Raw genomic sequence first — 22,638 nt, forward strand, 5'->3', positions numbered from 1 at the left:
CATTGACAATACAGTGGTTCCCTGGCCATATGGCCAAAGCAAGACGGGAAGTAACAGAGAAATTAAAACTGATCGACATCATCTTTGAACTTGTGGATGCCCGGATTCCGGCATCTTCACGAAATCCGATGATCGATGAAATCATACAGCATAAACCGAGGGTTATCCTTTTGAATAAAGCTGATATGGCCGATCCGGTGAAAACGAATATGTGGCTTGAATATTATAAATCACAGGGGAAAACGGCGATTGCCATTAACTCGCAGGCAGGAAACGGTTTAAACCAGATTACAGCTGCTTCTAAAAAACTTTTAAAAGATAAGTATGACAGGATGGAATCAAGAGGAATAAAGCCAAGAGCCATCCGCGCCATGATAGTCGGGATTCCGAATGTAGGGAAATCAACTTTAATCAATCGACTTGCCAAAAAGAACATTGCCAAAACAGGGAATACACCTGGTGTCACGAAGGCGCAGCAATGGATAAAAGTTGGTAAGGAATTGGAACTGTTGGACACGCCGGGGATCCTCTGGCCTAAATTCGAGGATCAGGAAGTGGGCTTGAAGCTTGCATTGACGGGAGCGATCAAGGATACGATCTTAAACTTGCACGAGGTCTCTTTATACGGTCTGCGCTTTTTGGAAAAGGAATATCCGGATAGATTGAAATCCCGTTATAACCTGAGTGCAATTCCTCAGGAAACGCTTGAACTATTCGATGCCGTCGGAAAGTTCAGGGGCTGTTTAGCTTCTGGTGGCTTCATTGATTATGACAAAACCGCAGAGTTGGTCGTACGTGAAATCCGTTCAGAAAAGATGGGCCCTCTTACGTTTGAGGTCCCTAAGGATTATGAAGAGGATAATATCCCCGAATAACATTAAGTAGAGATTGCAAGACACTGACCTGATTTTTGAAGAAGGTCAGTGAAAAGGGTTGATACGGAGCTGGAGTTGGATGTCGAAAAGGTTTTTAACTTTTGATGTCTCTTTTCCGCTCCGTATTTTTGTTTGAACTGTAGAAAAGGAGCAAGACTGCCGATAATTAATATGATGGGTGATAAATGATGAAAACTGCAATGAGCATTAAGGAAATCTCCTCAAAGTTAAAGACTATAAGAGAGCCAGAAGATTTATTTTTACAAGAATGCCGGGAAGACAGCCGAAAGGGAGTAACTGACTTAGTGAGCAAATGGCAAAGAGCCTATGAAAAAGAGCTACAGGTAAAGGATGCTTTCACGGAAATGACGGAGTTTGAACGGCAATTGCGCAAACAAGGGTTTTCCATTCTTGCAGGTATCGATGAAGTAGGAAGAGGACCGTTGGCAGGACCAGTTGTGACAAGTGCTGTCATCTTGCCGGAATCTTTTTATTTGCCAGGACTGAATGATTCTAAAAAGATTCCAGAGTCAAAAAGGGAACTGTTTTATGAGATGATTTTTAAGGAAGCACTTTCCATAGGTGTGGGTGTTGTACATAGCGAAGTAATTGATGAAATCAATATATATCAAGCTACGAAAAAGGCAATGGTGGCCGCAGTGAACGATCTGTCAGAACTTCCTGATCATTTGTTGATTGATGCGATGGAACTGGATGTGCCGATTCCGCAGCTTTCACTCATAAAGGGGGATGCAAGAAGCATTACCATCTCTGCGGCCTCCATTATAGCGAAAGTGACTCGTGACAGGATGATGAAGGAATATGGTGAAGAATATCCGGAATATGGTTTCGGAAAGCACATGGGATATGGGACAAGTCAACATTTAGAAGCGCTCGATAAGCACGGGCTTACACCTTGGCATAGAAGAAGTTTTGCACCAGTTAAGGAAATCGCTGCACGTACGAAGGACTAGGGAGGATGAGTGATGCAATCGACAACAAGCGGTCAACCCGTATCTTCACCAATTGAAATACAAGGAACTGCGAGTTTGAAAAACGGTCAAATCCTTTTCGGGAAAGTGAATAAGGTTTTTCCTAACCAAACGGCCGAGGTACAGATTGGCCATCAAAAAATGATTGCCGCTCTCGATATCCCGCTTCGGGCAGGAGAAAGGTATTGGTTTCAAATTCAGCCACCAAATGAGGGGAAGGTCGTGTTAAAAGCTTTAGATTCCCCGAATTTGAACTGTTCCAGCTTAGATGGCACAGCTGCACAATTGATCGCTCATCTCGGCATAACGCCCGAACCTGCGGCGGCAAAGCTTGCCGAATATCTCCTGAAAAACCGTCTCCCGATAACCAAGGAAACTTTTCAGTCCGCTTTGCAATGGCTGAAAACTGCTGATGCAGAAGTTGGTCTGCCTCTGATAAAAACAATGTTCATTCAGCAATTGCCGTTTGTAAAAGATGTATATGATGCATTATTTTCACATGCCAAAGGCGAACCTTTTCACAAATTGCTCAGCGGCCTCAAGCAGCAACTGCAGGATGGGGGAGTTGTAACGAGGACGGCTTTCAAGCTTATGGAGGTATTGGACTCCTTGCATGTGGCTAAACAGAGCCAGCTTCAACAATTCGGTTTGCAAAAACTAGTGACCATTTGGCTGGATTCGGATTCAACACCTGAAATGAAATCCGGCGCATTTTCCCTGCTTAAAAAGACAGGTTTTGTCCCAAAGGGAATTACAGAATCTGTCTTTCTGGCGAAGTTAATTGATGGAGCTGAGGCGAGGTCCGGAATTCCTAAGAACTCAGCGATTGAAAAATTACACCAAGGATTGCATGTACTTTCCAAGGCAAAAAGCGGAGCATTTGGAAAAGTTGACGAAATCGAAATTAATATAAATCGGATATTGAACGGCGTTGATCATAAAGCGACAAAAATGCCAACTGATATCCAATCGTTTCAGAAAAAAAATTCTGCAGAAAAACTTTCCCCTCTTGCCTTTCATTTGCTTGAGAGTGCTTTTGCAGAAGCAACAGCTGGAAAAAAAGCATTAGGCGGAAATGTAGAAGTGAATGACCTTTTAGGCTATTTGAATATGGATAGAGAGCAGGTAGTTGAGTCGAAGGGTAAGGCGGCCAAACTACTGTTTCAGTCACTTAAACAGCTGTCTGAGGCCCAGTTCGTTAGGAATAATGAGCGGCTGGTCCTTGCCCAGGTATTTGAAGCTGAGTTTCAAACAATCGATTTTACTAATGGTCCATCTGTTGCACACCAACTAAAAGAGTGGACGAAGATCCTTGGTCTTCAGCTGGAACATGCACTTGTTAATCTTACTAGAGATGAAATGGAGTTCTCGAAGGATTTGGATACACTTAAACCGCTGCTGCTTAAATTGCTGAATGAGCAAACTCCGGCAGCCATTAAGGAGATCGCAGAACAAATCCTAAATCGGGTCACTGCCCAACAGATCCTTGCACAAGAAAATGGGCCGATTCAGAATTTGCTCCTTACACTTCCAATCAATCTGGGCTCTACACAAACGGACCTAACGTTACAATGGAGCGGAAGGAAAACAAAAGATGGCAAGATAGACCCGGAATACTGCCGCGTCCTATTTTATTTAGAGTTAGAACGCCTTAAAGAGATTATCATCGATATGCAGGTACAAAATCGAATCATAAAGGTGACGGTCATTAATAGGCATGGAGCAGTCCTTGAAGAGACAGCAAATCAATATCTTGAACTCCTGAGAGAGAATCTGGAAAAAATGGATTACAGATTGTCAGGTGTTTCATTTGTAAACATGGGAAGCGGAAAAGAGAGGGGCCACGGGTTGAAATCCGTTCCTTTTTCAGAATCTGGTTCATATAGTGGAGTGGATATTCGAATATGAAAAATGATAGGCGAAAAGAAGCGATTGCCTTAAAGTATGATCAAAAGACATCCAAAGCTCCCGTCATATTGGCGAAGGGGAAAGGTAAAACGGCTGAAAATATCCTGGAAAGGGCTATGAAGCTGGATATACCGGTCCAAAAGGATGAGTCGCTTGCTGCACTTTTAAGTCAATTGGATATAAATCAAACGATACCGGAAGAATTGTACGGAGCTGTTGCGGAGGTATTTGCATTCATTTATAAAGTCGACAAGGACATGAATCGGTAGGGGCCTGATTATGCAAGTGATTTCACCAAAATGGATTCTTGTTGGTTTTTGTAGAAAATTAGGGAAATCGTTAATAAATTTTCATTATATTAAAAACATACTAAACTATCAGCAAAAGGACAAAGCCATGGCTTTGTCCTTTTGCTTTTCCTTTGAGTCAAAACAAGGATAAACGTAATTTCCCTGAGGTGTTTTCTGGATTAATATGGTGGAAAAGGGTGTAGCAGGGTGTGTTTTCACTGGACTTATAAGAGAAAAGGCTTTTTAAAAGAATAGAATAATAGAAAAAAAATAATGGATTTTCACTTGAAAGAAACACAACGGCCAAGCAGTTTTTTTCCATTTAATACAAGAGTAAAAAAAGTATATTATGATAATATTCACAAAATTATGTGAAAGAATATTATGCACCAAGGAGAATTTTGTTGTAATATGGTAGAGAAAACAGGCATTAAATTTAAAAGTTGGTTTTTAGTAGATAAGGAGGATGGGAAATGAATATCCATGAGTATCAGGGAAAAGAGATATTGCGACAATACGGGGTATCCGTTCCAAATGGCCGGGTTGCCTTTACTGTAGATGAAGCAGTGGAAGCAGCGAAGGAATTAGGTACGGAAGTTGTTGTCGTCAAAGCTCAAATTCATGCGGGCGGCCGCGGGAAAGCCGGCGGAGTTAAGGTAGCGAAAAATCTTGATGAAGCACGTACATATGCAGAAGAGATTCTTGGTAAGACGCTGGTGACCCATCAAACAGGACCGGCAGGCAAGGAAGTTAAGCGTTTACTTATTGAAGAAGGCTGCGACATTACGAAGGAATATTATATCGGGCTGGTCCTTGACCGTGCTACGAACAGTGTCGTATTGATGGCTTCTGAAGAAGGCGGAACGGAAATTGAGGAAGTGGCTGAAAAGACACCAGAGAAAATTTTCAAAGAAGTAATCGATCCGGTTGTCGGCCTGACTGGCTTCCAGGCACGTAGGATTGCATTCAATATCAATATTCCGGCTTCACTTATAAATAAAGCTTCCAAACTGATGGTTAACTTATATACAGCTTTCGTTGAAAAAGATTGCTCAATCGCTGAAATCAACCCATTAGTGGTAACGGGCGATGGCAATGTAATGGCACTGGATGCTAAATTGAATTTCGATGATAATGCGATTTACCGCCATAAAGACATCGCGGAGTACCGTGATTTGGATGAAGAGGATGCGAAAGAGATTGAAGCATCAAAACATGGCCTTAGTTACATATCGCTTGACGGAAATATCGGATGTATGGTTAATGGTGCCGGACTTGCTATGGCAACGATGGACATCATTAAACATTATATGGGAGATCCGGCTAACTTCCTTGACGTTGGTGGCGGCGCTACTGAGGAAAAAGTAAAAGAGGCTTTCAAAATCATCCTATCCGATCAAAATGTTAAAGGCATCTTCGTTAATATCTTCGGGGGGATCATGAAATGTGACATCATCGCGACAGGCGTAGTAGCTGCTGCTAAAGAGCTTGGCCTGGATGTCCCTCTTGTTGTTCGTCTTGAAGGTACGAATGTGGACCTTGGTAAAAAGATACTTAAAGAGTCAGGTTTAAATATTACGGCTGCTGAATCAATGGCAGATGGAGCACAAAAAATAGTATCACTTGTAGGATAATAGGCAGGGGGGAACATAATGAGCGTTTATATTAATAAAGATACGAAAGTGATCGTTCAGGGAATCACTGGTTCAACAGCATTATTTCATACAAAACAAATGTTGGAATACGGCACGAAAATCGTTGGAGGAGTCACTCCGGGCAAAGGCGGAACAGAAGCGGAAGGGGTACCTGTATTCAATACAGTTTCCGAAGCTGTCACTGAAACCGGAGCGAATGCATCGGTTATCTACGTACCGGCTCCATTTGCTGCAGATGCGATTCTTGAAGCCGTTGACGCAGAACTAGATCTTGTTATTTGTATCACGGAACATATTCCTGTCCTGGATATGGTCAAGGTGAAGCGTTACATGGAAGGTAAAAAGACTCGCTTGATCGGACCGAACTGCCCGGGTGTCATTAGCCCGGAAGAATGTAAGATTGGTATCATGCCAGGATATATCCACAAAAAAGGCCATGTAGGTGTAGTTTCTCGTTCTGGAACTTTAACGTACGAAGCCGTTCACCAATTATCACAAGCAGGCATTGGACAATCTACGGCTGTCGGTATCGGTGGGGATCCCGTTAACGGAACGGACTTCATTGATGTACTGAAAGCATTCAATGAAGATCCGGAAACACATGCGGTGATCATGATCGGGGAAATCGGCGGCACGGCAGAAGAAGAAGCGGCAATCTGGGTGAAAGAAAATATGACTAAGCCAGTTGTAGGTTTCATTGGTGGCCGTACAGCTCCAGCTGGTAAACGTATGGGACATGCTGGTGCCATAATTTCAGGAGGAAAAGGTACAGCTGACGAGAAAATCCGCGTTATGAACGAATGTGGAATTAAAGTTGCCGAGACTCCATCCGTAATGGGTGAAACATTGATCTCCGTCCTGAAGGAAAAAGAAATCTACGAACCTTGTAAAACGCATTGATTTAAGTTGGCCGACCTGTTTTTTGGGTCGGCCTTTATTTCACTCCAAATTCCTCGGGAAACACATTTCGATTACTTTGACCATCACAATCAACCTACCTTTAAAAATATCCGATTAGGGGTGCTTCCAATTGAATAAAACAGAAAAATTAATCCACCTCCATCATTGCCGCGGAGCAGGATGGAAAACAATCCAAATTATCATGTCAAATGACCCGTCCTTATCTTCCCTTTTCACTATGAATCAGGAGGAATGGGTAAAAATCCTCCCTATCCCTTCAAATAAGCTTACCCTCTTTCTCAAAGATTTACATTCACTCAATACCATCGATAAACTTAAACGATACGAAGATTGCCAAATTCATTGCTTGACGATCTTCGATGATGATTATCCTTTTTTGCTGAAGCAAATATTCGATCCCCCATGGGTTCTTTATTTAAAAGGCGATAAGAAGCTTCTAACGAGGAGGAGCACGCTAGGTGTTGTTGGAACACGTAAGCCAACCTCGTATGGACTGGAGGCCTTAAAAACGATTCTATTACCACTTGTAAAGAAAAAATTCGTGATCATAAGTGGGGTGGCTGCTGGAATCGATGCAGAGGCACATAAAATCACTTTGGGGGAAGGCGGAGATACGATTGGGGTTTTAGGAGGAGGTCATTTGCAAATATACCCAAAATCCAATATTTCCCTTGCAGGGGAAATCATCAATAAAGGGTTACTTTTATCTGAGACTCCACCGGAAAAGAGAGCGGAACCTTGGATGTTTCCGCTTAGGAATCGAATCATCAGTGGATTATCACTGGGAATATTCGTGGTCGAGGCCAAAGAAAAAAGCGGTTCCCTTATTACGGCACAATCTGCTTTGGAACATGGCAGGGAGGTATTTGCGCTTCCTGGCAATGTAACGAGTCCAGAATCATTAGGGACCAATCAATTGATTCAAGATGGTGCCAAACTTGTTTTGAGTTCTAAGCAGATTGAGGAAGAATTTTGAACGATATAATATAGAAGATAGACGGAGAATTAAACGGAAAAATAGAAAAAAAAGGTGTTTTTTTTAAAGGAATTGTTGAAATTTTAGACAAAAAGGTTGAAAATATTGTAAAACTGTTATAAGTTTTGCAAATGGCACCTCTTGTCAAAATACTTATAAATAAATAAAATGACATGCTTTGAAAAGTAAAGAGGTGTTGACAAATGTTTTTTGAATGATTAATAATAGTGAAGATTTATATTACCTCTTTGAGGAGGATTTATTGGATGTCAGAATACTTAGTGATTGTGGAATCGCCCGCAAAGGCGAAAACAATAGAACGTTACTTGGGAAAAAAATATAAAGTAAAGGCTTCCATGGGGCATGTACGCGATTTGCCTAAAAGCCAAATGGGTGTCGATGTTGAACATGAATATGAACCTAAATATATAACTATCCGCGGCAAAGGCCCGGTTTTAAAAGAATTGAAAACTGCTGCAAAAAAAGCGAAAAAAATCTATCTCGCGGCTGACCCCGACAGAGAAGGGGAAGCCATTGCCTGGCATTTGGCTCACAGTCTCGATGTTGACATTAATTCTGATTGCCGCGTGGTATTCAACGAAATCACGAAAGAGGCTATCAAAGAATCATTTAAATCACCGAGGCCAATAAATATGAAATTGGTTGATGCGCAACAGGCAAGAAGGGTCTTGGATCGTTTGGTCGGATACAATATCAGCCCGCTTTTGTGGAAAAAAGTGAAAAAAGGCTTAAGTGCGGGACGGGTCCAATCGGTTGCTGTACGGATGATCATTGACCGGGAAAAAGAAATCAAAGATTTTATCCCGGAAGAGTATTGGACAATCAAGGCAGATTTTGTAAAAGGAAAAGAACAGTTTGAAGGTTCCTTTTTCAGCCTGGGCGGTGAGCGGAAAGAATTAAATACAGAAGAGGACGTCAAAAAAGTACTCGGTTCTTTAAATGGCGGCGAATTTACGATAGGGGCAGTGGCTAAAAAGGAAAGAAGGCGTAATCCAGCTGCACCTTTTACGACTTCTTCCCTGCAACAAGAAGCGGCTCGAAAATTGAATTTCCGTGCAAAGAAAACAATGATGCTTGCTCAGCAGCTTTATGAAGGAATCGAGCTTGGAAAGGAAGGGACAGTCGGGTTAATCACGTATATGAGAACCGATTCGACCCGGATTTCCGATGTTGCGAAACAGGAAGCCCATACCTTCATTGAAAATAGTTATGGTAAAGATTATGTTCAGGTTGAGCAGCGGAAAGAGAAAAAACAGACTAATGCCCAAGATGCCCATGAAGCGGTAAGACCAACGAGCACATTACGTGAACCGGGTGTAGTCAAGGAGTTCTTATCCAGAGATCAATTCCGTCTATATAAGTTGATTTGGGAGCGATTCGTTTCAAGTCAAATGTCTTCGGCGGTCATGGATACGATGAGCATCGACCTGCATAACGAAGATGTCATCTTCAGGGCCAATGGTTCAAAAATTAAATTTCCGGGCTTCATGAAGGTATATGTTGAGGGATCCGATGACTCAGTGGAAGAAAAGGAAAATGCTCTCCCTGATGTGAAAAAAGGAGATCAATTCTTTTCAAAAGATGTAGAGCCTAAGCAGCATTTCACACAGCCTCCACCCAGATATACAGAAGCACGTCTTGTCAAAACCCTAGAAGAACTGGGAATAGGCCGTCCTTCCACATATGCTCCTACCTTGGATACGATTCAAAAACGTGGTTATGTTACTTTGGATAATAAACGGTTCATCCCCACAGAGCTTGGTGAGATCGTTCTTGAATTGATACGTGAATTCTTCCCGGATATTCTTGATGCAGAGTTCACTGCCAAGATGGAACAGGAATTCGATAGCGTCGAAGAAGGAAGCATCGAATGGATTAAGGTCATCGATGAATTTTATAAAGAATTTGCTGTTCATTTGGCTAAAGCTGAAGTCGAAATGGAGAAAATTGAAATCAAAGATGAGCCTGCAGGTGAAGATTGTGTAGAATGCGGACATGAGATGGTCTTTAAGATGGGGCGTTATGGTAAGTTCATGGCATGCAGTAATTTCCCCGATTGCCGTAACACAAAACCAATCGTAAAAGAAATAGGTGTGAAATGCCCGAAATGTAAGGAAGGAAACATCATTGAAAGGAAAAGTAAAAAACGCCGTTTATTTTACGGGTGTGATACCTACCCTGGATGTGACTTCATTTCTTGGGATAAACCGCTACCGCGGAGTTGTCCAAAATGTGAAGGTACACTTGTTGAGAAAAAACTCAAAAAAGGAGTCCAGGTCCAGTGCATGGATTGTGACTTCAAAGAAACTCCTCAAGCATAGAAAAGTCTGTGAAATCGTTTACTTTCCCTTTGTACATTTGAGAAACTCTAAATTAAATTGACTCGGCATTTGCCGAGTTTCTTTATGTTCAGCGAAGTATGATATCATGGTAACGTGTGGATTTACTTCTTTGAAGAAAATGGATAAAGCTTGAAACTTTTTTATTTAGGTGATGTGATGTAAAATTCAGTGGACAAGTGCATTCTTTTAAAGATATAATTCCTCTTTGTGTCCATTATCCCTTTTAGTACAGATGAAATGCTGGATTTGTGGCATATGCTTGAAATTTTCGTAGCAGGAATGGGTATTTTGGGTATAAATACATAGATATCGTTAAAAATGAAACACTTATGAAAGCAATTTTAATGATAAATGCTCCTGTCTTATCATATCTATACATGGAGGTTCGAAAAATGAAAGAAACAAAAGTAAGTGTAATCGGTGCTGGGCTTGCTGGAAGTGAAGCGGCGTGGCAGTTAGCTAAAAGAGGAATCAAAGTCGATCTATACGAAATGCGCCCGGTAAAACAAACGCCAGCACATCATACCGATAAATTCGCTGAACTTGTTTGTTCCAATTCACTTCGGGCAAATACGTTAACAAATGCGGTTGGTGTCTTAAAAGAAGAAATGCGTATATTGGATTCGGTCATCATGTCCGCAGCAGATGCTTGTGCTGTACCGGCTGGCGGTGCTTTAGCTGTCGATCGCCATGAATTTGCCGGTCTTGTGACGGAAAAGGTCAAAAATCATCCCAATGTAACGGTCATTAATGAAGAAGTGACGGAAATTCCGGAAGGCCCTACCGTCATTGCAACAGGACCACTTACAAGTCAGTCACTATCTGACAGCTTAAAGCAAATCATGGATGAAGAATACTTGTATTTCTATGATGCTGCCGCTCCAATTCTTGAAAAAGACAGCATCAACATGGATAAAGTATACTTAAAATCCCGCTACGATAAAGGGGAAGCAGCTTATTTGAACTGTCCGATGACGGAAGAGGAGTTTGACCGCTTTTATGAAGCATTGATTGCTGCCGAGACAGTCCCACTTAAAGAATTTGAAAAAGAAATCTTTTTTGAAGGTTGCATGCCGATTGAAGTAATGGCATCACGTGGGAAGAAAACGATGTTATTTGGTCCATTGAAGCCTGTCGGATTAGAAGATCCGAAAACAGGAAAGCGCCCTTTTGCAGTAGTTCAATTGCGCCAAGATGATGCGGCAGGAACACTCTACAACATTGTTGGTTTTCAGACACATTTGAAATGGGGGCCGCAAAAAGAAGTATTGCAGCTCATACCTGGATTGGAAAATGCGGAAATTGTCCGTTATGGAGTTATGCATCGCAACACTTTCATAAACTCACCTAATGTTCTAAAGCCTACGTACCAATTCAAAAATCGGGACGATTTATTCTTTGCAGGTCAGATGACTGGCGTCGAAGGTTATGTAGAATCGGCAGCATCAGGACTGGTTGCAGGTATCAATGCTGCAAGGATCGTCCAAGGGTTGGAGCCCGCCATTTTTCCTGCTGAGACGACAATGGGCAGCATGGCAAGGTATATAACATCGACAAATGGAAAGAGCTTTCAGCCGATGAACGCCAACTTCGGATTGCTTCCAGACCTTGAAGTGAGAATCAAATCAAAAAAAGAACGGAACGAAACACATGCTAAACGCGCTTTGGACACAATTCAGAACTTTGTGAAAAATTTGTAAAATATTTGCCTGCTGTTTTAAAGTATGATACTATTTATTAGCCTTTGCGAGGTGTTTCCATGATTAATCAAAAAAAGGCATTATCATCCTTCATCGAATATTTACAAATTGAAAAAAACAGTTCACATTACACCATTGAAAATTACAAACGTGATATTCACGAATTTTTCCTGTTCCTAAATGAACAGGGTATCATCGATATCACGTCTGTTGAATATTTTGATGTCCGGTTGTTTTTAACGAATTTATATGAGAAAAAACTTTCTAAGCGCACTGTAGCAAGAAAAACTTCTTGCTTGCGGAGCTTTTATAAATTTTTATTACGTGAAGGTGATGTGAAGGATAATCCTTTTTCTCTTGTTTCTTTACCTAAAAAGGATCAAAGACTGCCACGTTTTCTATATGAGAAGGAAATGAAACAGTTGTTTTCTTCTTTAAATAAAGATTCACCGATAGGAATAAGGAACAATGCATTACTGGAATTACTGTATGCGACAGGCATTCGCGTAAGTGAATGTTGTGAGATTAAATTGCAGGATATCGATCTTTCCTTAGGTACAGTACTGGTTCATGGAAAAGGAAAAAAAGATCGCTACGTTCCGGTTGGTAGATATGCTCAAGAAGCGATAGATATATACATACGTACAGCCAGGATGGAAATGACTTCGTCTGACGCCAAAGCGAATGTTTATTTATTTGTTAATTTTCGTGGAGACCCTCTGACACCTAGGGGAGTTCGCTATATATTGAATGAATTGATTAAAAAGTCAGCCGCAGATGGAAGTCTTCATCCCCATATGCTAAGGCATTCCTTTGCTACACACCTATTGAATAATGGGGCGGACATTCGCACGGTTCAGGAATTGCTTGGTCATTCTAAAATTTCATCAACGCAAGTGTATACGCATGTTACAAAAGACCAATTAAAAAAAGTCTATAATGCAACACATCCGCGGCCTTAAATGTTGAAAGGGGACACTTTATGACAACGATATTTGCAGTGCATCATAAAGGTGAATGTGCCATGTCCGGTGATGGGCAGGTTACTTTAGGAAATTCAGTAGTGATGAAGCATACAGCAAGGAAAGTAAGAAAAATCTTTAAAGGTAATGTTCTTGCAGGTTTTGCAGGTTCTGTTGCAGATGCATTCACTTTATTTGAGATGTTCGAAGCTAAGCTTGAAGAGTATAATGGCAATCTTCAGCGTGCTGCCGTCGAAATGGCAAAGCAATGGAGAAGTGACAATGTACTGAGAAAGCTGGAAGCCATGCTGGTCGTGATGGATAAGAACCATTTACTGCTCGTTTCTGGTACCGGGGAAGTAATTGAGCCGGATGACGGGATTCTCGCCATAGGATCTGGAGGGAATTATGCACTGGCTGCCGGCAGGGCATTAATGCGGTTTTCAAGTGACCATTTATCGGCAAAGGAAATCGCTCAATCATCTTTACAAATTGCAGCGGAAATTTGTGTATTTACGAATACGAATATAATCGTGGAAGAGTTGTAAGGAGGAGCGCAAATGTCAAAAAAAGCTAATTTAACACCGAGGCAAATCGTTGAAAAACTGGATCAGTATATCGTTGGGCAGGGTGAAGCAAAACGGGCAGTGGCAGTGGCTCTTCGGAATCGCTACCGACGTTCCCTTCTCTCGGACCAACTTCGTGATGAAGTCGTTCCGAAGAACATATTAATGATTGGACCGACAGGCGTTGGGAAAACAGAAATAGCTCGGAGAATGGCTAAATTGGTAGGTGCTCCTTTTATAAAAGTTGAAGCAACGAAATTTACGGAAGTCGGATATGTCGGCCGGGATGTGGAGTCCATGGTTCGTGATTTGGTGGAGACTTCCGTTCGCCTCGTGAAGGAAGAAAAGATGGCGAGCGTAAAGGAACGGGCAGAAGAAAATGCAAATCGCCGTTTAATAGAGCTATTAGTGCCATCAACAAAAAAACAGAGTAATTTCAAGAATCCTCTTGAAGTCTTTTTTGGAGGCAATAACAATCAAGACGAACAGGATTCGGAAGATAATTCCGAAGATTTAAGTTTGCAGGAAAAAAGGAAAATCGTCGCCGAAAAGCTGGCTAATGGTGAGCTGGAAAGTGAAATGATTACGGTTGAAGTGGAAGAACAGGCTGCTTCGATGTTTGATATGCTCCAAGGTTCGGGAATGGAACAAATGGGGATGAACATGCAGGACGCTTTAGGAAGCCTGATGCCGAAAAAAAGCAAGAAGCGCAAATTGAAAGTAAGTGAAGCGAGAATCGTTTTAACAAATGAAGAAGCGGCAAAATTGATCGATATGGATGAAGTCACTTCTGATGCAGTATACGGAGCTGAGCAAAATGGGATCATTTTCATTGATGAAATCGACAAAATTGCCAGTAAGCAGTCCGGAAGTTCATCAGCGGATGTTTCAAGGGAAGGTGTCCAAAGGGATATCCTGCCAATCGTCGAAGGCTCGACAGTCGTGACTAAATACGGTTCAGTTAAAACGGATCATGTCTTATTCATTGCGGCAGGGGCCTTCCATATGGCTAAGCCCTCCGACCTTATCCCTGAATTACAAGGTAGATTCCCGATCCGTGTAGAGTTGAACAAACTGACAGTAGATGACTTTGTAAGGATTCTTCATGAACCGGATAATGCCTTGTTAAAACAATATGTTGCTTTGTTAGAAACAGAAGGTATAGAAATTGAATTTTCTGACGATGCTGTTCGTAAGATAGCTGAAGTGGCCTTCGAAGTGAATCAAAACACAGACAATATTGGTGCAAGAAGACTTCATACCATTTTAGAACGGCTGCTTGAAGACTTATCTTTTGAAGCACCGGAAATTACGATGGAGAAGATTACAATTACTCCCCAATATGTCGAAGGAAAGCTTGGTTCTATCGCCCGGAACAAAGATTTAAGCCAGTTTATCCTTTAATTAAGAAACAATGGCAATAATTTGCCTAGCATGAAAATAAAATTACGGAAATACAACTTCATAGTTATTGTGAACCATGGTATTTTTAGGAGGAACAAATCAAATGAACTTATTAGCAAAAACAAGAAAAATCAATGCAATGCTCCAAAAAGCAGCAGGTAAAGCAGTTAACTTTAAGGAAATGGCTGAAAGTTTAAGTGAAGTTATCGAAGCAAATGTATTCGTCGTCAGCCGCCGTGGGAAATTACTAGGCATAGCGGTAAGTCAGCAAATCGAAAATGAACGCATGTACAAAATGTTGGAAGATAAACAATTCCCTGAAGTGTACACAAAAAACCTATTTAATATTCCCGAAACATCTTCCAATCTTGATATCGAAAGCGAATACACTGCTTTCCCAGTTGAAAACAAAGAGCTTTTCGCAACGGGATTAACAACTATCGTACCGATTATGGGTGGGGGAGAACGTTTAGGAACATTGGTTCTTGCTCGATTACAAGAAAAATTTCATGATGATGATTTAATTTTGGCTGAGTATGGCGCGACAGTGGTAGGTATGGAAATCCTTCGTGAAAAGTCAGAAGAGATTGAAGAAGAAGCTCGTAGTAAAGCTGTTGTTCAAATGGCAATTTCCTCGTTATCGTACAGCGAATTGGAAGCTATTGAGCACATTTTTGAAGAGCTTAAAGGTAATGAAGGTCTGCTTGTAGCTTCAAAAATCGCAGACCGTGTAGGCATCACTCGATCCGTAATCGTTAATGCGCTTAGAAAGCTAGAGAGTGCAGGAGTAATTGAATCACGCTCTCTTGGAATGAAAGGTACTTATATAAAAGTATTGAACGATAAATTCCTACTTGAATTAGAAAAGCTTAAAAATAATTAACAAACAAAAAAGGCAGTCCTTTAAATAGGGCTGCCTTTTTTTGTGTGCGTATATTGGGGTAAGTTGTCTAGGACTGAAAAGCTATGGTGGAGAGCGAAAGGAAGGAAGAAAAAAGAGGTAATTCGGAATAAAGATCTTAAATGGAAATGTGAATATATGCGTGGTTTTTTATGAAAAGGTAAATATATAATTATAACTTTTGAAATATGCAAACAGTAATAATAGAACGGGACGGCCTTTCTTTATGATAAGAGGAATTTGTCGAATGGACCGCCATTTTGAAAAAAGTGTTTTTAACAAAAAAGGACATGTACCATTTGTTTTTTAATAATCCTTTATTTTAAAGGGTGGAATCAGGTGAGTGGAAATAATTACTTGAAATTAATCATTAAAATTAGTTCTAAAGTATCAGGTATATTGGTTCGTTTTTCGATATGCTAAATAAGATAATACAAGTAAAATTTGGTTAAAGTGTAGAATGCACTAATAAAATGTAATATAAGGTAATGTTAATCCTTGAATAATACTAAGAAAAACGTCAGATTTGAGCAAAATGTGACATTTTTCGACCGTAATAGGTCTAAAGTCTTTGTGTTTTTATGGACTTAGTTATTATGTTTCTTTAAAATTAAACCATAAATGAATTGGGTTAATTTATTGATAAAGCAACTATTTACTAAATATTGAAAGAGGTGATCGATATGGAACTATTTTCAAGTACTTTTCAATCACTAGAAAATGCTCTTAATTATTCTAATACAAAACAAAAAGTCATTTCACAGAACATAGCCAATTCGGATACGCCTAACTATAAAGCTAAAGAGGTCGACAAAACACAATCATTTAAAGCAGAGCTGGGATCTTCCCTAAAGTCATATCGGACCGATGAAAGACATTATACCTTCAAATCAGAAGGGGGTCATGCTTCTCCCAACGTATTTCAGAAAAATGTCCAATATAACAATAACGGAAATAGTGTGGACGTTGATAAGGAAATGACGGATCTTGCTGCAAATCAGATTTATTATAATGCAGTCTCTGATAGGCTTTCAGGAAAGTTTCAATCATTGGAGAATGTAATTAGAGGAGGTAAGTGATGGGAATCTTCCAAAGTATGAACATGGCTGGATCTAGCTTGACCAGTCAAAGGTTAAGGATGGATGTAATCTCTGCGAATATGGCAAATGCCGATACGACCAGGGCGGAATATGACGCGGAGTTGAAAACATGGAAGCCATACACAAGAAAAGCGGTAGTGCTGCAAAGTAAGGAAGAAGGTTTTTCAAGCTTCTTAAACGCAGCATCCGGAAAAACTAGCGGGATAGGGAATGGAGTAAAGGTGACTGGAATAGTAAAGGACAGAACACCCTTTGAACTGGATTACAATCCGGAACACCCTGATTCCAATGAAGATGGTTATGTTGAAATGCCGAATGTCGACCCACTTAGGGAAATGGTCGATTTAATGAGTGTAACACGTTCATATGAAGCAAATGTAACAGTTTTAAATGCATCAAAGGGAATGATGATGAAAGCGTTGGAAATCGGAAAATAACAGTTTGAAAGGAGAGTGTTGATATGGAGGGGATTTCTCTTTCGGCAGTGAATAATGCAGGTAATGTGCTGAAAAAAGATCAGAACAAGACTAATACACCATACGAATCACAGCGAAATTTTGCGTCCGTATTAAAAGAATCAATAAATAAAGTTAACGAAACACAAATGGCATCAGATGACCTTACGACCAAACTGGTTAATGGAGATGATGTTGAGCTGCATTCGGTGATGATAGCTTCACAAAAAGCCAGCATTACCATGCAGGCTACATTAGAGGTTCGGAATAAGGTTGTAGAAGCCTACCAGGAAATGATGAGAATGAGCATATAGCATTCATTTTTAAACCTCATTAATATAGAGAAAAAATGATCAGGGGGAAAACGAATCTCCCACTCATAAATTCATAGACTGACCGGGGGATTTAAATGAATGAAGTAATAGAGTTTAAAAATAAAGTGGCTGCTTACTGGATGAGCCGCAGTAAAAAACAAAAAATCATGATGATTGGATCAGCAGCATTGATTATCATCATCATTACGGCTGTTTCACTTTTAACCACGCGTACGACGCTGGTGCCCCTATATTCAAATTTAACTCCATCGGAGACAGGGAGCATCAAAGAAAATTTGGACAGTAAAGGGATTAAAAACGAAGTTTCTGAAAATGGTACGACCATAAAGGTTCCTGAAGAAAGCCTGGATTCACTTAAAGTGGAACTGGCAGCTGAAGGAGTTCCGGACTCGGGGAGTATCGACTATTCTTTTTTTAGTCAAAGTGCTGGTATCGGAATGACTGAAAATGAATTCAACGTCATAAAACTGGACTCGATGCAAACGGAATTGGCCAGTTTAATAAAAAAGATTGATGGAGTAGAAGATGCCAGCGTAATGATCACTCTTCCTGATAAAGGAGTTTTTGTCAGTGATACGACTGGGGAAGCGTCCGCATCCATTGTATTGAAAACGAAATCCGGTTATAAATTTGAAGAAAGTCAAATCAACTCCCTTTATCATCTGGTCTCAAAAAGTGTACCGAATCTTCCTACAGATAATATCGTCATTATGAATCAAGAATTTGAGTACTTTGACCTTGAAAATGAAAATTCATCTTTCGCGTCCGCATTTGCTACTCAAAATCAAATAAAAAAAGAAATAGAACGCGATATTCAAAGACAGGTACAAAATATGCTTGGAACGATAATGGGTAGAGACAAAGTTGTTGTTTCTGTCACGACAGACATTGATTTCACTCAAGAAAACCGAGAAGAGAATTTAGTCGAACCGGTCGATGAAGAAAATATGGCTGGAATCGAGATTTCTGCGCAAAGGATCAATGAATCGTATAGTGGGGACGCTGCAGGTGCAGGAGGCGTTCCGCAAAGTGAGGATTCCTCAGATTCATTGGGAACCCAATATGCTGAAGGCACAAACGGTTCCGGTGATTATGAAAAAGTGGATGAAACGATAAATAGTGAAGTGAACCGAATCAAGAAGGAAATAGTCGAAAGCCCGTATAAAGTTAAGGATTTAGGTATTCAGGTCATGGTCGAACCGCCCACCGCTGACGATCCGAATTCTTTAACTCAACAGAGTGTGGATGATATCACACAAATCCTTGGTACGATAATACGAACGACAATCGAGAAAAAAGCTGAAGGGGAAGAACTTACGGACGAGGAGCTTAATAATAAAATTGCAATTTCCGTTCAACCGTTTAACGGAAAAATGACGTTGCCAATAGAGGAAACGAGTCCATTGTTACCAATATGGGCATACATCGTCGGTGGAGTGCTAATACTTGCCATTATCATTCTCTTAATCTTATTCTTCCGTTCCCGAAAGCAAGTTGAATTGGAAGAGGAATACGTGGTCGAAGAAGAGGAAGTTGCATTCGATCTTCCTGATTTAAACAAAGAGAAGGAAACGGAAGCATCTTTAAAAAGAAAACAACTTGAGAAACTTGCAAAAGAAAAGCCAGATGAATTTGCAAAATTATTAAGAAGCTGGATAGCAGAAGACTAGGAGGCTTTAGAAAGTGACCGATAGAAAAAAAAAGGCCAGATTGACTGGCAAACAAAAAGCTGCCATCCTCCTTATTTCCTTAGGGCCGGATGTTTCTGCATCCGTTTATAAGCATCTTTCTGAAGAGGAAATTGAGAGATTGACCCTTGAAATTTCTGGGGTGAGAAAAGTGGACTCCCATGATAAAGAAGAAATTCTGGAAGAATTCCATAATATTGCTTTAGCACAGGATTACATCTCTCAGGGCGGGATAGGATACGCAAAGCAGGTACTTGAAAAGGCACTTGGCTCTGATCAGGCAACTGCGATCATTAACCGGTTAACATCTTCCTTACAGGTTCGTCCATTCGATTTTGCACGAAAAGCGGATCCTGGACAAATCTTGAATTTCATCCAGAACGAGCATCCGCAAACTATTGCATTAATCTTATCCTATCTTGATCCTGCACAGGCTGGACAAATATTGTCTGAACTTCCGCAAGAGGTGCAGGCCGATATTGCAAGAAGGATTGCTTTGATGGATGGCACGTCGCCAGAAATCATCAATGAAGTGGAGCAAATACTCGAAAGGAAACTTTCTGCGACCGTGACCCAAGATTATACACAGACTGGTGGAGTAGAAGCGGTTGTAGATGTGTTGAATGGTGTGGATCGCTCGACGGAACGAACGATTTTGGAAGAACTCGAAATTCAAGATCCAGAGCTTGCCGAGGAAATCAAGAAACGCATGTTTGTTTTTGAGGATATCGTGACACTTGATGGCAGAGCGATTCAGCGCGTAGTCAGGGAATCTGATAACGAAGACCTTAAACTTTCTCTTAAGGTGGCAAGTGATGAAGTGAAGGAAATCGTTTTCCGAAACATGTCAAAACGTATGGTCGAAATGTTCCAGGAAGAAATGGAATATATGGGGCCTGTACGTTTGCGTGATGTAGAAGAAGCACAATCGAGAATCGTTGCTGTTATTCGCCATTTGGAAGAAACTGGGGACATTGTGATTGCCCGCGGCGGAGGGGATGATATCATTGTCTAGGATTATAAAATCCCAGCAAGCTCATCAGGAGAAAAGCAAAAAGATAGCGATAAAAGTTCGCACGTTTGACTTTCTTCAAAATGAAAATGCAGATGAGGGGATAAACCTTCAACATTTTCAATCTGATCAATTTCAGAGGGATGCTAAACAGGAAGCCGAAAGGTTATTACTGGATGCTAAACAAAAAGCCCAAGCGATAGCTGCTGAAATCCAGCAAGACCGAGAACATTGGGAGAATCAAGAAAAAGTGATGTTTATTGAACAAGCTCAAAAGGAAGGGTATCAGCAAGGAGTCGAAGATGGCTTCCAAAAGGGTTATAACGAGATTGCAGGGGATATAGCTTTTGCAAAAGAAGTGGTGGAGTCCTCTAAAAAAGATTATCGTCAACATATCGAATCATCTGAAACCGTTATTTTGAATCTTGCCGTGAAGGTCGCGGAGAAAATTATCGGGCACCAGCTTGAAAAAGATGAAGAGTCTTTTTTATCCATTGTCAAGAGAGCCATCAAAGAGGCGAGGGATTACCGTGAAGTGCAATTGCATATCCATCCGGTCCAATATCAATCGATTCTATCTCATAAGGAAGAGTTGATTGCAATCTTTCCAAAAGATACTGAGTTGTATATCTTTCCGGATGATGAAATTGAAGAAAACAGCTGTATTATCGAATCAGAAAATGGAAGGATAGATGCCAGTGTCAACAGTCAGCTGCAGGAAATAAAAGTGAAACTAACTGAGCTGCTGTGGGAGGGGAGTAACGATGAAAACTAGAGACCTATTGCCCTTAGTTGATGAGGTTGATTCATTCAAACATTATGGACGGGTCAAACGTGTCGTAGGGTTAATGATAGAATCTCAAGGCCCTGAAAGCTCTGTTGGCGACGTTTGTTATATCTATACAGGTATACAAAAAAAGAAAAACCGAATATTAGCCGAAGTTGTCGGTTTCCGTGATGAAATGGTTATTTTAATGCCATTTACAGCTGTTAGTGATATAGCACCGGGATGTATCGTGGAAGGAAGCGGACGGAGCCTTGAGATAAAGGTGGGAGGAGGGCTCATTGGCAAGGTAGTCGATCCATTGGGACATCCCATTGATGATTCATTGCTCCCAAAGGGTCTAGCTACCGTTCCTGTGGATCAAGATCCGCCAAATCCGATGAAACGCCCTCCCATTAATGAGCCGATAGATGTAGGAGTGCGTGCGATTGATAGTTTATTAACAGTTGGAAAAGGTCAACGTGTTGGTATCTTTGCTGGGAGCGGTGTTGGGAAAAGTACATTGCTTGGCATGGTAGCAAGGAATACGACGGCTGACTTGAACGTAATCGGTCTTGTTGGAGAACGTGGACGTGAAGTTCGTGAATTCATTGAGAAAGATCTTGGACCAGAAGGGCTGGCACGATCAATCGTTGTTGTGGCGACATCTGATCAGCCAGCGTTGATGAGGATAAAAGGTGCTTTAACGGCAACTGCCATCGCTGAATATTTTCGTGATAAGGGATTGAACGTGATGCTGATGATGGATTCGGTCACGAGGGTCGCAATGGCCCAGAGGGAAATTGGGCTTGCTATCGGGGAACCGCCGACGACCAAAGGTTATACGCCCTCCGTTTTTGCCATCCTTCCAAGATTACTCGAAAGAACGGGAACAAATCAGCTGGGTACCATTACAGCGTTTTATACGGTTCTAGTCGACGGTGATGATATGAATGAGCCGATTGCTGATGCTGTCAGGGGAATATTGGATGGTCACTTCATACTAGATCGTAACTTAGCCAATAAAGGACAGTTTCCAGCGCTCAATGTCTAGAAGAGTATAAGCCGTGTCATGAACAATATTGTTGGGGACATACATAAAAGTTCCGCAGAAAAATTACGGGCAAGTTTATCAACCTATATGGAGTCAGAAGATTTGATTAATATAGGAGCGTATAAGAAGGGCTCTTCCAAACCAATTGATAACTCTATTACACGCTATCCTGAGATCATTTCATTTTTAAAGCAAGGCACCCATGAAAAAGCTCCAAAGGATAATAGTATTAACGCCCTTGTCGATTTGATGGGGAAAGGTGATTAGTTATGATTTATCAATATAAATTCGAGAAGATCCTGAACATCAAGGAAAAAGAAAAAAAAGATGCACTAGCTAAATATCATACTGCGTTAAAAAAATTTGAAGAAGTGGCAGAAAGGTTATATAAGCTTTTAAAGAAAAAAGAAGAGTTGCTTGAATTTCAACAGGAAAAGCTGCGAAATGGATTATCCGTTCAGGAAATTCGCCATCATCAGTTATTTATGGACAACTTGGAAAAACTCTTAAGCCATTGTCAACAGGAAGTCATTGAAGCTCGATACAAGATGAATGTTCAACGGGATTTATTAATGGATAGAAATATTGAGGTTAAAAAGTACGAGAAAATGAAAGAAAATGATTTTCTTAAATTCCTTGATGTCTTAAAGGAAGTCGAGAATAAGCAAATGGATGAAATTTCTATCCGGCAATTCTTAAGCAAAGGCGTTAGGTGATA

The 22,638-nt window shown here is 40.8% G+C and carries 20 protein-coding genes and 1 pseudogene; all 21 read left to right on the forward strand.

Annotated elements, in window-relative coordinates; genetic code table 11:
* The first annotated feature begins 2 nt into the window (after positions 1 to 2).
* The 21 genes and pseudogenes from ylqF to fliJ all read left to right on the forward strand — a co-directional run bounded on the left by ylqF (position 3) and on the right by fliJ (position 22,636).
* Positions 3 to 875 carry a ribosome biogenesis GTPase YlqF gene (gene ylqF, locus ACFX4X_RS09425; protein ID WP_061462388.1) on the forward strand — a complete coding sequence of 291 codons (873 nt, stop codon included), beginning with the start codon at positions 3 to 5 and terminating at the stop codon, positions 873 to 875.
* Positions 876 to 1,063: 188 nt separating this feature from the next.
* Positions 1,064 to 1,849, forward strand: coding sequence for a ribonuclease HII (locus ACFX4X_RS09430; protein WP_377383063.1), 786 nt, complete (start codon positions 1,064 to 1,066; stop codon positions 1,847 to 1,849).
* A 12-nt stretch (positions 1,850 to 1,861) separates the two neighbouring features.
* Positions 1,862 to 3,775, forward strand: a complete 1,914-nt coding sequence (locus ACFX4X_RS09435) for a hypothetical protein (RefSeq protein WP_377383065.1) — start codon at positions 1,862 to 1,864, stop codon at positions 3,773 to 3,775.
* A complete protein-coding gene (locus ACFX4X_RS09440) occupies positions 3,772 to 4,044 on the forward strand; it encodes an EscU/YscU/HrcU family type III secretion system export apparatus switch protein (protein ID WP_318680848.1) in 273 nt (90 codons plus the stop codon). Before ACFX4X_RS09435 ends, ACFX4X_RS09440 begins: the two co-directional genes overlap by 4 nt.
* A 494-nt stretch (positions 4,045 to 4,538) precedes the next feature.
* Positions 4,539 to 5,699: an ADP-forming succinate--CoA ligase subunit beta gene (gene sucC / locus ACFX4X_RS09445; RefSeq protein ID WP_061462395.1), complete on the forward strand. Its 1,161-nt coding sequence runs from the start codon at positions 4,539 to 4,541 to the stop codon at positions 5,697 to 5,699.
* 18 nt (positions 5,700 to 5,717) lie between these two features.
* Positions 5,718 to 6,620 (forward strand): succinate--CoA ligase subunit alpha, encoded by a 903-nt coding sequence (sucD, locus tag ACFX4X_RS09450; RefSeq protein WP_061462396.1) that lies wholly within the window; start codon positions 5,718 to 5,720, stop codon positions 6,618 to 6,620.
* A gap of 130 nt (positions 6,621 to 6,750) precedes the next feature.
* On the forward strand, positions 6,751 to 7,617 hold the full coding sequence (gene dprA, locus ACFX4X_RS09455) for a DNA-processing protein DprA (RefSeq protein ID WP_377383067.1): 867 nt from the start codon (positions 6,751 to 6,753) through the stop codon (positions 7,615 to 7,617).
* A 266-nt stretch (positions 7,618 to 7,883) separates the two neighbouring features.
* Positions 7,884 to 9,959 carry a type I DNA topoisomerase gene (gene topA / locus ACFX4X_RS09460; protein WP_061462398.1) on the forward strand — a complete coding sequence of 692 codons (2,076 nt, stop codon included), beginning with the start codon at positions 7,884 to 7,886 and terminating at the stop codon, positions 9,957 to 9,959.
* 413 nt (positions 9,960 to 10,372) lie between these two features.
* Entirely contained in the window at positions 10,373 to 11,680 is a 1,308-nt protein-coding gene (gene trmFO, locus ACFX4X_RS09465; protein WP_061462399.1) for an FADH(2)-oxidizing methylenetetrahydrofolate--tRNA-(uracil(54)-C(5))-methyltransferase TrmFO, read from the forward strand.
* Between the two features lie 59 nt (positions 11,681 to 11,739).
* Positions 11,740 to 12,642 carry a tyrosine recombinase XerC gene (gene xerC, locus ACFX4X_RS09470; protein WP_284471289.1) on the forward strand — a complete coding sequence of 301 codons (903 nt, stop codon included), beginning with the start codon at positions 11,740 to 11,742 and terminating at the stop codon, positions 12,640 to 12,642.
* A gap of 20 nt (positions 12,643 to 12,662) precedes the next feature.
* Positions 12,663 to 13,190 carry an HslVU peptidase proteolytic subunit gene (hslV, locus tag ACFX4X_RS09475; protein ID WP_054396900.1) on the forward strand — a complete coding sequence of 176 codons (528 nt, stop codon included), beginning with the start codon at positions 12,663 to 12,665 and terminating at the stop codon, positions 13,188 to 13,190.
* Between the two features lie 12 nt (positions 13,191 to 13,202).
* A complete protein-coding gene (hslU, locus tag ACFX4X_RS09480) occupies positions 13,203 to 14,612 on the forward strand; it encodes an ATP-dependent protease ATPase subunit HslU (RefSeq protein WP_061462401.1) in 1,410 nt (469 codons plus the stop codon).
* Between the two features lie 103 nt (positions 14,613 to 14,715).
* Positions 14,716 to 15,495 carry a GTP-sensing pleiotropic transcriptional regulator CodY gene (codY, locus tag ACFX4X_RS09485; RefSeq protein WP_053345318.1) on the forward strand — a complete coding sequence of 260 codons (780 nt, stop codon included), beginning with the start codon at positions 14,716 to 14,718 and terminating at the stop codon, positions 15,493 to 15,495.
* Between the two features lie 701 nt (positions 15,496 to 16,196).
* Positions 16,197 to 16,592 (forward strand): flagellar basal body rod protein FlgB, encoded by a 396-nt coding sequence (gene flgB / locus ACFX4X_RS09490; RefSeq protein ID WP_284471288.1) that lies wholly within the window; start codon positions 16,197 to 16,199, stop codon positions 16,590 to 16,592.
* The gene (flgC, locus tag ACFX4X_RS09495; protein WP_284471287.1) at positions 16,592 to 17,050 is read left to right on the forward strand and encodes a flagellar basal body rod protein FlgC; all 459 of its coding nucleotides are present in this window, start codon (positions 16,592 to 16,594) and stop codon (positions 17,048 to 17,050) included. The genes flgB and flgC overlap by 1 nt, the downstream gene beginning before the upstream one ends.
* 23 nt (positions 17,051 to 17,073) lie before the next feature.
* Positions 17,074 to 17,382, forward strand: a complete 309-nt coding sequence (gene fliE / locus ACFX4X_RS09500) for a flagellar hook-basal body complex protein FliE (protein ID WP_061462403.1) — start codon at positions 17,074 to 17,076, stop codon at positions 17,380 to 17,382.
* Between the two features lie 95 nt (positions 17,383 to 17,477).
* A complete protein-coding gene (gene fliF / locus ACFX4X_RS09505) occupies positions 17,478 to 19,073 on the forward strand; it encodes a flagellar basal-body MS-ring/collar protein FliF (RefSeq protein WP_377383071.1) in 1,596 nt (531 codons plus the stop codon).
* A 13-nt stretch (positions 19,074 to 19,086) separates the two neighbouring features.
* Entirely contained in the window at positions 19,087 to 20,106 is a 1,020-nt protein-coding gene (gene fliG / locus ACFX4X_RS09510; RefSeq protein ID WP_377383073.1) for a flagellar motor switch protein FliG, read from the forward strand.
* Complete coding sequence (fliH, locus tag ACFX4X_RS09515) at positions 20,099 to 20,878, forward strand: flagellar assembly protein FliH (protein ID WP_176431881.1); 780 nt, start codon at positions 20,099 to 20,101, stop codon at positions 20,876 to 20,878. The genes fliG and fliH overlap by 8 nt, the downstream gene beginning before the upstream one ends.
* Positions 20,868 to 22,187: pseudogene (gene fliI, locus ACFX4X_RS09520) on the forward strand (flagellar protein export ATPase FliI). Before fliH ends, fliI begins: the two are co-directional and overlap by 11 nt.
* A 2-nt stretch (positions 22,188 to 22,189) precedes the next feature.
* Positions 22,190 to 22,636, forward strand: coding sequence for a flagellar export protein FliJ (gene fliJ, locus ACFX4X_RS09525; protein WP_377383075.1), 447 nt, complete (start codon positions 22,190 to 22,192; stop codon positions 22,634 to 22,636).
* The last annotated feature ends 2 nt before the right edge of the window (positions 22,637 to 22,638 follow it).

This window comes from Peribacillus sp. YIM B13481, assembly GCF_042787985.1.
GTDB lineage: Bacteria > Bacillota > Bacilli > Bacillales > DSM-1321 > Peribacillus > Peribacillus simplex_A.

Excerpts from the sequence above, each read along its gene's own strand:
- ACFX4X_RS09430 (WP_377383063.1), top strand. The coding sequence starts at position 1,064 with ATGAAAACTGCAATGAGCATTAAGGAAATCTCCTCAAAGTTAAAGACT.
- ACFX4X_RS09435 (WP_377383065.1), top strand. The coding sequence starts at position 1,862 with ATGCAATCGACAACAAGCGGTCAACCCGTATCTTCACCAATTGAAATA.
- ACFX4X_RS09440 (WP_318680848.1), top strand. The coding sequence starts at position 3,772 with ATGAAAAATGATAGGCGAAAAGAAGCGATTGCCTTAAAGTATGATCAA.
- sucC (WP_061462395.1), top strand. The coding sequence starts at position 4,539 with ATGAATATCCATGAGTATCAGGGAAAAGAGATATTGCGACAATACGGG.
- sucD (WP_061462396.1), top strand. The coding sequence starts at position 5,718 with ATGAGCGTTTATATTAATAAAGATACGAAAGTGATCGTTCAGGGAATC.
- topA (WP_061462398.1), top strand. The coding sequence starts at position 7,884 with ATGTCAGAATACTTAGTGATTGTGGAATCGCCCGCAAAGGCGAAAACA.
- trmFO (WP_061462399.1), top strand. The coding sequence starts at position 10,373 with ATGAAAGAAACAAAAGTAAGTGTAATCGGTGCTGGGCTTGCTGGAAGT.
- xerC (WP_284471289.1), top strand. The coding sequence starts at position 11,740 with ATGATTAATCAAAAAAAGGCATTATCATCCTTCATCGAATATTTACAA.
- hslV (WP_054396900.1), top strand. The coding sequence starts at position 12,663 with ATGACAACGATATTTGCAGTGCATCATAAAGGTGAATGTGCCATGTCC.
- hslU (WP_061462401.1), top strand. The coding sequence starts at position 13,203 with ATGTCAAAAAAAGCTAATTTAACACCGAGGCAAATCGTTGAAAAACTG.
- codY (WP_053345318.1), top strand. The coding sequence starts at position 14,716 with ATGAACTTATTAGCAAAAACAAGAAAAATCAATGCAATGCTCCAAAAA.
- flgB (WP_284471288.1), top strand. The coding sequence starts at position 16,197 with ATGGAACTATTTTCAAGTACTTTTCAATCACTAGAAAATGCTCTTAAT.
- flgC (WP_284471287.1), top strand. The coding sequence starts at position 16,592 with ATGGGAATCTTCCAAAGTATGAACATGGCTGGATCTAGCTTGACCAGT.
- fliE (WP_061462403.1), top strand. The coding sequence starts at position 17,074 with ATGGAGGGGATTTCTCTTTCGGCAGTGAATAATGCAGGTAATGTGCTG.
- fliF (WP_377383071.1), top strand. The coding sequence starts at position 17,478 with ATGAATGAAGTAATAGAGTTTAAAAATAAAGTGGCTGCTTACTGGATG.
- fliJ (WP_377383075.1), top strand. The coding sequence starts at position 22,190 with ATGATTTATCAATATAAATTCGAGAAGATCCTGAACATCAAGGAAAAA.